The 12,510-nt window shown below is 35.7% G+C and carries 13 protein-coding genes, 1 riboswitch and 1 other annotated feature; of the genes, 3 read left to right on the top strand and 10 right to left on the bottom strand.

The genetic code is table 11. The features are described 5' to 3' along the window. Positions 1–42: 42 nt before the first annotated feature. Positions 43–819 carry a class I SAM-dependent methyltransferase gene (locus AAG068_RS07280; protein ID WP_342718738.1) on the top strand — a complete coding sequence of 259 codons (777 nt, stop codon included), beginning with the start codon at positions 43–45 and terminating at the stop codon, positions 817–819. Between the two features lie 39 nt (positions 820–858). On the opposite strand, the gene AAG068_RS07275 is transcribed toward AAG068_RS07280, so the two are convergent. After that, positions 859–1,068 (bottom strand): hypothetical protein, encoded by a 210-nt coding sequence (locus AAG068_RS07275; RefSeq protein WP_000880632.1) that lies wholly within the window; start codon positions 1,066–1,068, stop codon positions 859–861. A 271-nt stretch (positions 1,069–1,339) separates the two neighbouring features. Continuing rightward, positions 1,340–1,598: a binding site (T-box leader), on the top strand. Between the two features lie 55 nt (positions 1,599–1,653). Here AAG068_RS07275 and brnQ3 point away from each other — a divergent pair. Further along, positions 1,654–3,009 (top strand): branched-chain amino acid transport system II carrier protein BrnQ3, encoded by a 1,356-nt coding sequence (gene brnQ3 / locus AAG068_RS07270; protein WP_342718737.1) that lies wholly within the window; start codon positions 1,654–1,656, stop codon positions 3,007–3,009. Between the two features lie 24 nt (positions 3,010–3,033). On the opposite strand, the gene AAG068_RS07265 is transcribed toward brnQ3, so the two are convergent. The 9 genes from AAG068_RS07265 to gltP all read right to left on the bottom strand — a co-directional run bounded on the left by AAG068_RS07265 (position 3,034) and on the right by gltP (position 10,737). Continuing rightward, positions 3,034–3,372, bottom strand: coding sequence for a DUF3922 domain-containing protein (locus AAG068_RS07265; RefSeq protein ID WP_342719715.1), 339 nt, complete (start codon positions 3,370–3,372; stop codon positions 3,034–3,036). A gap of 59 nt (positions 3,373–3,431) precedes the next feature. Beyond that, the gene (locus AAG068_RS07260; protein WP_000598703.1) at positions 3,432–4,064 is read right to left on the bottom strand and encodes a response regulator; all 633 of its coding nucleotides are present in this window, start codon (positions 4,062–4,064) and stop codon (positions 3,432–3,434) included. Beyond that, positions 4,061–5,116 carry a sensor histidine kinase gene (locus AAG068_RS07255; protein ID WP_306185347.1) on the bottom strand — a complete coding sequence of 352 codons (1,056 nt, stop codon included), beginning with the start codon at positions 5,114–5,116 and terminating at the stop codon, positions 4,061–4,063. Before AAG068_RS07255 ends, AAG068_RS07260 begins: the two co-directional genes overlap by 4 nt. Then, the gene (gene liaF / locus AAG068_RS07250) at positions 5,116–5,856 is read right to left on the bottom strand and encodes a cell wall-active antibiotics response protein LiaF (protein ID WP_342718736.1); all 741 of its coding nucleotides are present in this window, start codon (positions 5,854–5,856) and stop codon (positions 5,116–5,118) included. Before liaF ends, AAG068_RS07255 begins: the two co-directional genes overlap by 1 nt. A gap of 106 nt (positions 5,857–5,962) precedes the next feature. Beyond that, the gene (locus AAG068_RS07245; protein WP_342718735.1) at positions 5,963–6,613 is read right to left on the bottom strand and encodes a PspA/IM30 family protein; all 651 of its coding nucleotides are present in this window, start codon (positions 6,611–6,613) and stop codon (positions 5,963–5,965) included. A 45-nt stretch (positions 6,614–6,658) separates the two neighbouring features. Next, a complete protein-coding gene (locus AAG068_RS07240) occupies positions 6,659–7,015 on the bottom strand; it encodes a hypothetical protein (protein WP_000808632.1) in 357 nt (118 codons plus the stop codon). A 228-nt stretch (positions 7,016–7,243) separates the two neighbouring features. Then, on the bottom strand, positions 7,244–8,560 hold the full coding sequence (locus AAG068_RS07235; RefSeq protein WP_342718733.1) for a Na+/H+ antiporter NhaC family protein: 1,317 nt from the start codon (positions 8,558–8,560) through the stop codon (positions 7,244–7,246). A 94-nt stretch (positions 8,561–8,654) separates the two neighbouring features. Next, a riboswitch (SAM riboswitch) is annotated at positions 8,655–8,760 on the bottom strand. Between the two features lie 120 nt (positions 8,761–8,880). Continuing rightward, on the bottom strand, positions 8,881–9,399 hold the full coding sequence (locus AAG068_RS07230; RefSeq protein WP_342718732.1) for a DUF402 domain-containing protein: 519 nt from the start codon (positions 9,397–9,399) through the stop codon (positions 8,881–8,883). Positions 9,400–9,465: 66 nt separating this feature from the next. Next, positions 9,466–10,737, bottom strand: a complete 1,272-nt coding sequence (gene gltP, locus AAG068_RS07225) for a glutamate/aspartate:proton symporter GltP (protein ID WP_000821138.1) — start codon at positions 10,735–10,737, stop codon at positions 9,466–9,468. Between the two features lie 492 nt (positions 10,738–11,229). On the opposite strand from gltP, the gene AAG068_RS07220 reads away from it, so the two are divergent. Further along, positions 11,230–12,501: a murein hydrolase activator EnvC family protein gene (locus AAG068_RS07220; RefSeq protein ID WP_342718731.1), complete on the top strand. Its 1,272-nt coding sequence runs from the start codon at positions 11,230–11,232 to the stop codon at positions 12,499–12,501. Positions 12,502–12,510 lie beyond the last annotated feature (9 nt).

Below are 12,510 nucleotides of genomic sequence, written 5' to 3'. Positions count from 1 at the left end.
TATAAAATACGCTATACTAAGCATTGAAAGGAGGTCTTTTTCATGTCCATTAATTTTCACGATGCAAATAATAAATACACATACGCACAGCGAAACGCCCATAGTTCTTGGGGCAAAATGATAAAAAGTATTACAAATATACAAAACAAGCAAATAATTGATATCGGCTGTGGTGGCGGAATTTATACGAAAGAACTTGCTCTTATGGGAGCAAAAAGTGTTGTTGGGCTTGATTTTTCAAAAGGAATATTACAAGCTGCAAAAGAAAATTGTAGCGGCTTTTCAAACATTTCATTCATTCACGGCGATGCACATAGCGTCCCATATCCTAATGATACATTCGACATTGTTATTTCGCGCGCAGTTATTCATCATTTACACGACATTCCAACATTTCTACGTGAAGCTTCTCGTATATTAAAGAAAAACGGTGTATTCATTGTACAAGACCGAACCATTGAAGATTGTACAATTCCTGGAAGCCCCGAACACATCCGTGGATATTTCTTTTCTATCTTTCCAAAACTCATTGAAATTGAATCAAAAAGACGTCCAAAAACCAACACGATACAACAAGAATTACAAAAATATTTTCTTCACGTATTCCCCACTCAAACACAATGGGAAGTACGAAAAATACATGATTCTGTAGAAGCATTATTGCAAGATTTATCACCTCGAACAGGTCGATCTATTCTATTCGAATTAACAGATCATGAACTTTCTCAACTTCTACAACAAGTACAGACTGCCTTGCAAAACGTATCTCCTATTATCGAAAGAGATCGATGGACAATTTGGAGCGCCATGAAATTGTAAGGAAGGAAGCCTCACAAAATAATGTGAGGCTTCCTTCTTTCATAATCTAACTTTGCAACACTCTTGATATCCTCCACTTCTGGCCTGTGCACTTCCACACTTCGGACATACTAAATATCTAGACTGATTTGTCAACAAACTACCTTTTTGAAAGAGTAAAACTTCTGCTTGTTTAAACGAACGCGAATAATATAACCACATAAAACCAATTATAGCAATAATGCCAAATAATACTCCCATCGCAAGCATTTCAGTCACCTCTTTTGGTTTGTTCTTTCCAGCAAGTGGATTTTTGTATTATTCTCTGTAGATTCAAACAATCCCTTCTTTACTCCTATAAATATCAACTTTCTCTATAAATTTTACAATTCTCCACAAAATTTCACCCCCGTTTTACAATTCACCATTCCCTTTACAACAATGAAAATCACATTCGATATTTCTGTATTTAAATATATCTTTCAAAAAAATGTTGACTTTCAAAAAAAAACATGTGACAATACTGTCAGAATACTTGAATAAAAATTCATTGACGAGAACGAGTACGTTATAAGACTGTCCCCCAGAGAGTTGGCGATTTGCTGAAAGCCAACGTTCAGTGCGTAGCCGAAAATCATCTCCGAGAAGTAGAACCGAATGTTACAGTAAGTTCTTACCGGCTGTCCCCCGTTACAAGGAACACGTATCATGTTGTACGTTGTAAAGCCGTATACATATAGACTCATTTCTACATGTATAAATTAGGGTGGTATCGCGGGTAAATATAACTCGTCCCTTTCTTTAGGGACGAGTTTTTTGTGTTCTTACAAATGAATGTAAAAAGGAGGAAAAACAATGAACACTGTATCAAAAAAACATATTTTTTTCACCGGTCTTATGCTATTTTCTTTATTTTTTGGGGCAGGTAATTTAATTTTCCCTCCCATGCTTGGACAAAATGCAGGTGAAAACTTTTGGCCGGCAATAATTGGATTTTTACTAACAGGGGTCGGTTTACCATTATTAACTGTTATTGCAATTTCTTTATCAGGAAATGGTATGCAACAACTCGCAAGTCATGTTCACCCATTATTCGGAATTTTCTTTACTGTTGTTGTATACATCGCAATCGGTCCTTCTATGGGAATTCCACGCGTTGCAAATGTCGCTTATGAAATGGGTGTTAGTTCTTTCTTACCAGAAACAATTCGCTCTAGTAGTCTAGCACTATTTTTATACACGGTCATTTTCTTCGCAATCGTATTTTGGCTTAGTTTAAATCCATCTAAACTTGTCGATCGCATCGGAAATATTTTAACACCCATTCTATTACTCTCTATTTTCTTGTTATTTGTTAAAAGTGTATTTACACCACTCGGACAATCAGGACCAGCAATGCAAGAGTATCAAACTTCTCCAATCTTCAAGGGCTTTATGGAAGGATACTTAACGATGGATACCATTTCGGCACTTGCATTTGGAATTATCGTTGTAAATGCAATTCGTTCTAAAGGTGTACAGGATCGTAAATCCATTGCCATCGCAACAGCAAAAGCAGGACTTATTGCCGCTATCGGTCTCGTACTTGTATATGGTGCACTTGGCTGGCTCGGTGCAACTAGTGTCTCTCTCGGATACGCAAAAAATGGCGGACAATTACTTACTGTCATCGTACAACAGTTATTCGGTCCATACGGTTTGCTTCTATTATCTCTTATCGTTACACTCGCTTGCTTAACAACATGTGTTGGACTTGTATCTGCATGTAGTCAATACTTCTCAACATTATTGACTAAATTTTCATACAAAACGTTCGCTAGCATCATTTGCGCATTAGGATTATTAGTTGCCAACTTAGGTTTAACAAAAATTATTGCTATCTCTGTTCCAATCCTACTTGTCGTATATCCAATTGCGATTGTACTTGTTCTACTATCGTTACTTCATAAATATTTCGGTGGGTATCGCTCTGTTTATGTAGGTGCTTTAATTGGAGCAGCAATTGTAAGCGTATTTGATGGATTAAAACAAGGTGGTATTTCAATTTCATTTATCACACCATATTTTGAGTTTATCCCTTTATATAATGAAGGAATTGGCTGGCTAATACCAGCACTAGCCGGAGCTCTTATTGGCCTTACAATCGCTAAGCTAAGCGGTGCAAAAAAAGTTCCTTTACTAAACGAATCTCATGAAGTAAAAGCATCCTAAAAAAACTCCCGCATGGGAGTTTTTTTACATTCGATAAGCAGTATGATTAAAGCTACTTATTTTATAAGCTTTCGTATAATAGTCGTTATTTGTATCCACCGTTTCTACTTTGACAACATCATAGCACTCTTCTTGCTTTACTAAAAATAAATAGTACTCTTCTGTCGCCTCAACAATTGCAATTTTATCTGTTTCAACATTATATTGTTCACAAAGCGCTTGTAATGCGTTCACATAATCCCCTAGTTTTTTAGACTTATCCATGCCGAATATAGTTTGAACTAACATATACATGCTCCCCTGTATATGTACTGTTAACAACCTAATGATAACGCTTACATTTATTAGCGTCAATAAAAAGATTTGGTGCAAACTAATAATCAGTGAGATAGCCCTCCCACTGATTATTAGCCTTCACTTTATCATTTCGTCAATTGATGTCTAAATGCATAAATAACCGCCTGTGTACGATCACTTACATTAAGCTTATTTAATATATTACTCACATGTGTCTTTACTGTTTTGAGAGCAATAAACAATTCATCTGCAATCTCTTGATTACTTTTCCCTTCTGCAATTAATAACAAAATTTCAGACTCTCTTTCTGTTAACTCCTCATGCAAAGGTTGTTCTTTCTTCTGACGCATACGAGACATCATTTTACCAGTAACTTTTGGCTCTAATACCGTTTCTCCATCATAAGTAGCTCGTACAGCGTCTGCTATATCACTCGCTCTTGATGTTTTTAATAAATAACTTGTCGCTCCAGCCTCAATTACAGGGTATAACTTCTCGTCATCTAAAAAGCTCGTTACAACTACAATTTTTGCTTCTGGCCATTCCTGAATAATAGCTCGTGTTGCTTCAACCCCATCCATCTCATCCATGACAAGGTCCATTAAAATAATATCCGGTCTTAATTGCAAAGCTAACTCTGCACCTTTTCTCCCATTTTCAGCTTCTCCAACTACTTCAATATCTGGCTGTGTTGATAAATATGCTGATACACCCATTCGAACCATTTCATGATCATCCACTAGTAATACTTTTATCATGATTCTCCCCCTCTCTCAATCATAATCGGTACTTTCACTTCTATTTGTGTACCTTTAGCCGGAAAACTAAGCACTTTTAATGTCCCACCAATTTCATGAACACGCTCTTGCATTGATCTTAAACCATATGAACCAGCTTTATTAACTCCAACTTCAAATCCAACACCATCATCAATAATTTTTAGAATTGCATATTGATCAATTTTTCGAAGACGCACTTCCGTTTTCTTTGCCTTCGCATGCCGTAAAGTATTAGACAGCGCCTCTTGTACAATGCGGAATAAATGATCTTCTACACCTTTTTTCAATTCTATTGGTTCAATTAACCATTCAATTTTCATATGTTGCTTTCTAGAAAGTTCTGTTAATAACTCTTCTATTCCCTCAGTTAGCTTCTTACCTTCTAACTGTACTGGGCGTAAATGAAGAAGCAATGCTCTCATTTCTGATTGTGCATTTACAACCATATTTTCAACGAGCTGCAACTGCTTTTTCGTCGTTTCTGGAAATTCAGCTACTTGTTCATTAATAGCCGACATCATCATCGACATTGCAAAAAGCTGCTGACTTACAGAATCATGCAGCTCCCTCGCCAATCGATGTCTTTCTTGGGAAATCGCTTCTTGTCTCATCTCTTCATTCCAATGAGCTCGTTCATTCGTTACTTTTTGAAAGAGTCCAGCTTGCTCCTCTAATCGCCGAGCAAGACCGATTACTTTTCGTTCCACTTCATGAAATTCGTCATCTGCGGTAAACGAAACATCGCTCGGAAAATTCCCTCGCTCTACTTCAAATAGAAACGTATTTAATCCTTGTATACGCTGCTCTATATAGTAACCGATTGCATATCCTACAATTCCCCCGATAAGTAAACTTGTAGTCATAATAAACAAGCCAATTGGAACAGAAGCGATGGATTCCTTCCATAATAAATCATATACTTGTTGCTCGCTCTTCCATACATATACAATTGTACAAATGAGTGCGATACTAACAGAGGACAACATAGAATAACGAATATACATCCACGAAATATTTTTTTGTTTCTTCATTATACTTTCCTCACTTCCGTATCGCCTACGACAAGCGAAGAAATAATTTTAATACGACGAGGAGCCTCTTTATACTGCTCTGTTCTAAATGTAACATTGCGGTTAAACCCTGTCTCTTCATGTCCTGGCAAAAGCACCCGTCCGACAATAACAGAATGATTTAAAGAAAGTTCAATATCATATGGCACATATAAACGAATATTACCAACGACACCTCGAATAACAATTACCGTTTCTCCTTCTGGAATCATAGCAGTTGTTAAATCTATTTCCACATCGCAAGCACCATATTGAACATTAATATCCTCAAGTTCATAAATATGATCCATCATTCGTACATTACCTACAAACATATTTTTCAAATATGGTTCTGTACGATATATTTGTTTCTCTTCGTCTATAATCCCTTTTTCTTTAATTTCAACCTTCATTGCTTTTTGCTTATGTCCTTGTTTAATCAATTGATAACCAATTAAAGCTAAACAAGCGAATACGACAAGAACAAATGCTGCTGATGAAAATAAGAAGAATAAAAATACGATACCGCCAACAAATAAAAATACATTTCCCCGTACATAACGATTCTTTTTACGATAATGTCTTCCAAACATAAGCATAATAAATGCAAAAATGAGACCACCTGGTTCAAAATGTCCAAGTATCATATCAAGAAAAAGACCGAATCCAAATATGATGAGGAGCATCCCCATTAATTGTGTTTTTGAAAAATGTTTCTTCATTTCAGCTCCCCCCTTCTTGTCACATATACATAGAAGAAAAGGCATTGCTTTCCAACACCTTTTCTCCTATCACTATATCATAAGCCTGTTTTATAATATACTACTATTATTTTGTTAACGACACATCATTTTTTTCCTTCATTTCACGCTCAAGCTTTGCAATCTTCATATCAAATGTGTCACGTTCATGTTCCTCATTCATACGAGTTTCTAAGTCGCGAATATGATCCTCAATTTCTTCAAATCGTAAGAATGGATTATTTTCATCCATTTTATGCATCGCAGTATTCATACGGCGATTTGCATGCGCCATATTTTCACGTGCCATTAATTCCATACGCTTTGCGTGCATTTCTTTTAATTTATTTTTCATTTCAGAAAGACGACGCTCTAACTCATCAATTTGCTCTACAACACCTGCATACATTTCTTCTAATCGAGTTACTTGCCCTTCATAATAAGCTACTTCCTCTAAGGCACGCTCATGTAGTTGTAGTTCGCCTGCTTCTTGAGCAATGATTGCTTGCTTTGATCTTTTATTAACGAAATATCGCGCTTGCTCAAGTTCACGAGCAAAATTAGATTTTAATGTTTTATGACGCTGAATTAACTTCTCAATTTTTGTTATTTCACGCTCACTATCGCGTAAATACTGGTTTAACATAGCGATTGGGTTTTTTCTTTCTTTCTCATCTAATACATTATGAAAATCTGCTAAAATTGCATCGCGTACACGTCCGAATAAAGATTGTTTCATTATAATCTTCCTCTCTTCTACTTTATAAATTTGATTTATTTTATATTAGTTTTTCATTAACTTGTTCCACTCATCTTCAAAGTTGCTATATGGTTTAGAACTTTCTGGAGCAGAATCAACAACTACATCTTTTTCTTTTTTCCACTCACGGTATCCGTAGTATAAAACTACTAATGCTGCAATACCGATTAATGCTGGGGAATGAGAAAGGGCGATGGACAAGCCGATTAAACCAACAATACCCCAAGCTAACTTTCCAAAAAATGATTGTGCTCGCACAAATGATTTATAGCTCCAGTACACAACTCCTGCTCCAATTGCGAATCCTATAATACCAGCAAGACTGCCAAGAGCAATTAAAGCTAAAATACCAGCCGCGATAAACGCTAGAAATTGTTTCATCTTGTGCTTGCCTCCCTTCGATTTGATACTCTTATCTTAACTATTTTTTCTTTTTTCCATAACGAGCTTAAGAACCGTTTTTGACTCAGACTTAAGACCGAGTTGCATTCAGCCTTTTGTAAAAACATACGGTAGGATAGAATCATTCACTCTTTTTCCGCACATAAAAAGCCGCACAGAGAACATTCTCTGTACGGCTTTCGTTACAATTCATAAACTTCATTTTCATTATGCTGTTTTATCATACTCTTTCTTTCCCGCTACTTTAGAAAACCTCGGGAAACCAATTAATATAGAAATGATTCCACATACTCCAACTAAGATCGGATAAAACGCATATGGTAACAATTCAATCGGAGATAACGCCGCAAACCCTGCTGCCGTTAACATTTGCGCACCATACGGAATTAATCCTTGCACACAGCATGAGAAAAGATCTAATACACTCGCTGATTTACGGGGATCAATTTCATATTGATCTGCAATGTTTTTCGCAAGCGGACCTGTAAAGATAATAGAAATCGTATTATTCGCTGTACACATATTCGTCATACTTACTAAGCCAGCAATACCGAACTCTGCTCCTTTTTTTGAACGAATGTTACGAGTTAAAATATTCATTAAATATTGAATGCCACCATTATATTGAATCAGTTCGACCATACCGCCAATTAAAATAGCAAGTAGTACTAACTCCATCATACCGCCCATTCCAGTCGTTACACTTTTAAAGAAACTCTCTAACGTGTAACTGCCATCTAAAAGACCGATAACGCCAGATAGTACAGTTCCACCAGTTAACACAATAAGTACATTCCAGCCAAGTAATGCTGTAATAAGTACTCCTGCATACGGTAAAATCTTTATCCAGTCAAAGCTATGCGCTTTAATCTGTGTGTCGCTTCCTAAAGTAACGATTACTAATAATACAATTGTAATAATAGCCGCTGGTAATACAATTAAAAAGTTCGTTTTAAACTTATCTTTCATTTCTGTTCCTTGCGAACGTACAGCTGCGATTGTTGTATCTGAAATAAATGATAAATTATCACCAAACATCGCTCCCCCAACAACAGTAGCCATCGTAAGTGCAATGGAGATATCAGTTTGCCCACTAATACCTACAGCAATTGGTGCTAATGCAGCTATTGTTCCCATTGAAGTTCCCATCGCTAATGAAATAAATGCTCCTATAACAAAAATTCCAGCTACGATAAATCCTTGCGGTAAAATGGATAACGCTAAGTTAACTGTAGAATCAACGCCGCCCATCCCTTTTGCTGTTTCAGAAAATGCTCCTGCTAGGACAAAAATTAGAACCATAATCATAATATCTGGGTTCCCTGCACCTTTAGCAAATCGTTCTACTTTTACATTAAAACTTTCTTTACGATTCATTGCTAAAGCCACTCCTACAGCAATTGAAATTGCTACAAGTATCGGCAATTTATAGAAATCACCTGTAATAATTCCAGAACCAATAAATAGCGCCAAAAATATCCCAAGTGGTAATAAAGCCAAACCATTTCCTCTCGTTTCTTTCAAAGTACCATCTCTCCCTAGTTTCAACCTTTTTCTAATGAATAATAAAAGACCTCTTCCAATGAGAAGAGGTCTTATACATCTATAAGAAACACTCTTCTCATCTTTCAAGCACATGCTTGCTGGATTTGGCACAGCACTCTGAAATCGAGTCCGCTGCCGAGGCATCGTAGGGCCAGTCCCTCCGCCTCTCTTTATAAGAAGGTTTCATATTTATTTTTTAATAATAATTTCTTCCCTAACTTTACTCGCTTACAAAACAAAAGTCAATTATTTTTTGTATAGATTTTTTTGGTAATTATACAAAAATTTGAATACAACAATCATTTTAACTTTTTGATTTCTTCTTCCAATATTGAAATCCAATAAAATTCACAATTTTTTATTGCATCTATGATCCATTTCGTAGTGTACCAAGCCAACTCATACTCTTCTTTTGTAACATCGCCACTTTTATAAGCATCCTCTAGCTCATCTTCATCCAATATATACATTTTACCGTTCGGTAATAACACTACATCTAAATATAAATCATCAAAATACGGTAAACCACGTTCGTCTATTTTATATTCTTTCGCCACATCGATATAATATTGTACTAATTCTTTTTGATCATCTAACATAGCGGTAATCGCAAAGTTTTTCCCGTCTATGAAATACTGAATCCACGTATACCGATTGCCAGCAATACAAAGCTCTTTTCCATCATATTCTTTACAACTAGGTTCTCTCACCTTTTTTATTTCTAATATTCCTAGCATCCCCTCTTCTATTTGCTTAACCGTATAATCCCTCTCTATTAGTCGCTTCCACGAAGAACCGTCACCATATTTACGTTTCATTTCGTCTGCTCCCTTTCTATATAGAAAAGCCCCCACATATTATGTGAGAGCTTGTTCAAATTATAATTAAGCTGCTTGCTTATTAGAAATTTCTTTCAAGTAGGCTTGTCCTTTTTCAGCGTCATACTGACCTTCCCACTTAGACATAACTACAGCTGCTAAAGAGTTACCTACAACGTTAACTGCTGTACGAGCCATATCTAAAATACGGTCAATACCAGCGATAAAGGCTAAACCTTCAGCTGGAATACCTACTGTACCAAGTGTCGCTAATAATACAACGAATGATACGCCCGGTACACCCGCAATACCTTTTGATGTAAGCATTAATACAAGTAATAATGTAATTTGTTGTGTAATAGATAAATCAATACCGTACATTTGCGCTAAGAAAATAGCTGCAATTGCTTGATATAAAGTTGATCCATCTAAGTTAAATGAATAACCTGTCGGAATAACGAAAGATGTAATTGCCTTTGGACAACCGAACTTCTCCATCTTCTCCATGATTTTTGGTAAAACTGTTTCTGAACTTGCTGTAGAGTATGCTAAGATCAGTTCGTCTTTTAAAATCTTAAAGAATTGGAAAATGTTAATTCCAAATATTTTCGCTGTAATTCCTAATACGACTACAACGAAGAAAATCATTGCTCCGTATACTACAATTAATAATTTCCCTAATGGAATTAATGAAGAAAGACCAAATGTAGAAACTGTAACTCCAATTAGTGCAAACACACCAAATGGTGCAAATTTCATAACTTGGTTTGTTACATAAAACATTGCATCAGCTACACCTTGGAAAAATTGAAGAACCGGTCTTCCTCTTTCACCAATTGCCGCTACACCTAAGCCAAATAATACAGAGAAGAAGATAATAGCAAGCATATCTCCGTCAGCTAATGACTTCACAATGTTCGTTGGAACAATATTTACAAATGTATCTGCAAATGAATGACTTTGTACTTGCTCTGTCGTATGTGTATATTTCGAAATATCTGTCTTTGTTAACTGCTCCATATTTACGCCTTTTCCTGGTTGGAAAATATTCGCAATTAATAGACCAACAATAATTGCAATTGTTGTAATAATTTCAAAGTAAATAATTGTTTTTCCGCCTAGTCGACCTAATTTTTTAACATCGCCAACACCAGCAACCCCAACAACAATACTTGCTACAACAATCGGTACAACGATCATTTTAATTAATCGGATAAAAATATCACCAATTGGTTGTAAATAACTCACCACTGCCGGATTGCCAAAGAAAATCGCCCCAACTGCAATACCTAGCGCAAGACCAATTAATATTTGCCATGCAAGTCCTATTCTTTTCATATTTGTTGTAACCCCCTCTTCGATGTGTCACTCTATCTCTCATTCTATCTCTATAAAACTCGAAATTAAGAGTATTACATATTATTCGACAATTCACTACATTTTGTCCCTGTTAAAAATCATAAATCAAAAAATTAAATCTGACAACAAAATAACTTTTCCTGAACACAAATAATTTTCTTGACAAAAAAAAACCTCATGTCAGAAAACCTAACATGAGAACGATTCCTCATTAGTATTTTAAAGGGTTTTCAACTTAAATTTCACTATATAAAACCGCTATTTTTCCCTTTATTTAACAGATAAAATCTAGAATACACCTTTGTTGCACAAACTAAAAAAATAAAATCACCATTACAATTACTGTTGAAAAATGCTAAATTCCGACAAAACTTAGCAATTTTATAAAATTTTCTTTACATTATGATTACAACGATAGACACTCTTCTTCTTATGATATATAACATTCATAGGGAAAGGAGTTAGACAACCATGAAAAAGAAATTTGCAGCGTTTAGCGTTTTAGCAGCAGGAACATTTTTTGTTTCTCCGCTACTTTCACCCGTATATGCTGAAACGAATCAAGATAAATTATCTAATATTCAATCTGAATTAGAAGGAAAACAAAATGACTTACAAAATAAATCAGCTGAGAAAGAACAAATAGAAAAAGAAATTCAAGAATTACAAAAGAAAATCGATGACTTAACTACTTCTATTAATAAAAACGAAGCTGAGTTAAACGATACAAAAAAAGAAATTAGTAAAACACAACAAGTAATAACTGACAAAAAGAAACATATAGAGCAATTACAAACAAACATAGATACACGTCAGGAAGTTATTAAGCAACGACTGCAATCTATGCAAGAAAAACCTCGCACAAATATCATTACAGAAGTATTAACAAATTCTGCAAACATTGCTGATCTTGTTGATAATATGTACTCTGTCAGTTTAATTTTAAACAACGATACTGATATTGTGAAAAAACAAACAACTGACCAAGATGCTGTGACGAAAGAGAAAGAGGCTGTTGAGAAAAAAGAGCAACAACTGAAAGAAGCCGAGCAAAAATTAGAACAAAAACAACAAGAATTACAAAATAACCAACAACAGCAACAAACTCTTATTAGCGATCTACATACGAAAGTAGCAAAAGTAGATTCAGAGATTGAAGGATTAGAAGAATCTAAAGGCATTTTAGAAAATCAGCGTCAAGCTGTTCAAAAAGCAATTGAAGAAGAAAAACGCGCAGAAGAAGCTCGTAAAGCTGAGGAAGCTCGCAAGGCGGAAGAAGCTCGTAAACAAGCTACTACATCTGCTCAAACAGCTCAAGCGGCTCCAACACCACACGATACAAACATCGGTGGATTTATTAAACCAGCAGCTGGATCAAAAACTTCTGGTTTTGGCGTGCGCTCTATAGATAACCATAAAGGAATCGATATCGCTGCTTCAGGAACCGTTCCAATTATTGCCGCTGCAGATGGCGTTGTTATTCGCTCAGAATTATCATCTAGTTACGGAAACGTTGTGTACTTATCTCACCGTATAAACGGAAAAACATATACGACAGTATATGCTCATATGAGTAGCCGTTCTGTATCAAATGGACAAACTGTAAAACAAGGTACTCAACTTGGATTTATGGGGAACACTGGCCAATCATACGGACAACATTTACACTTTGAACTTCATCTTGGAGAATGGAATGTCGGTAAGACAAACGCAGTTGATCCATCTCCTTATATCGGATTATAAAAAACTCGG

It is taken from the genome of Bacillus paramycoides, assembly GCF_038971285.1.
Lineage (GTDB): Bacteria > Bacillota > Bacilli > Bacillales > Bacillaceae_G > Bacillus_A.
This window is presented reverse-complemented; position numbering and strand designations above follow the sequence as displayed.

What these genes read in the sequence shown, in the direction of transcription:
- AAG068_RS07220 (WP_342718731.1), top strand. Translation starts at nt 11,230, where the DNA reads ATGAAAAAGAAATTTGCAGCGTTTAGCGTTTTAGCAGCAGGAACATTT.
- gltP (WP_000821138.1), bottom strand. Translation starts at nt 10,737, where the DNA reads ATGAAAAGAATAGGACTTGCATGGCAAATATTAATTGGTCTTGCGCTA.
- AAG068_RS07260 (WP_000598703.1), bottom strand. Translation starts at nt 4,064, where the DNA reads ATGATAAAAGTATTACTAGTGGATGATCATGAAATGGTTCGAATGGGT.
- AAG068_RS07275 (WP_000880632.1), bottom strand. Translation starts at nt 1,068, where the DNA reads ATGCTTGCGATGGGAGTATTATTTGGCATTATTGCTATAATTGGTTTT.
- liaF (WP_342718736.1), bottom strand. Translation starts at nt 5,856, where the DNA reads ATGAAGAAACATTTTTCAAAAACACAATTAATGGGGATGCTCCTCATC.
- AAG068_RS07280 (WP_342718738.1), top strand. Translation starts at nt 43, where the DNA reads ATGTCCATTAATTTTCACGATGCAAATAATAAATACACATACGCACAG.
- AAG068_RS07245 (WP_342718735.1), bottom strand. Translation starts at nt 6,613, where the DNA reads ATGAAACAATCTTTATTCGGACGTGTACGCGATGCAATTTTAGCAGAT.
- AAG068_RS07240 (WP_000808632.1), bottom strand. Translation starts at nt 7,015, where the DNA reads ATGAAACAATTTCTAGCGTTTATCGCGGCTGGTATTTTAGCTTTAATT.
- AAG068_RS07230 (WP_342718732.1), bottom strand. Translation starts at nt 9,399, where the DNA reads ATGAAACGTAAATATGGTGACGGTTCTTCGTGGAAGCGACTAATAGAG.
- brnQ3 (WP_342718737.1), top strand. Translation starts at nt 1,654, where the DNA reads ATGAACACTGTATCAAAAAAACATATTTTTTTCACCGGTCTTATGCTA.
- AAG068_RS07255 (WP_306185347.1), bottom strand. Translation starts at nt 5,116, where the DNA reads ATGAAGAAACAAAAAAATATTTCGTGGATGTATATTCGTTATTCTATG.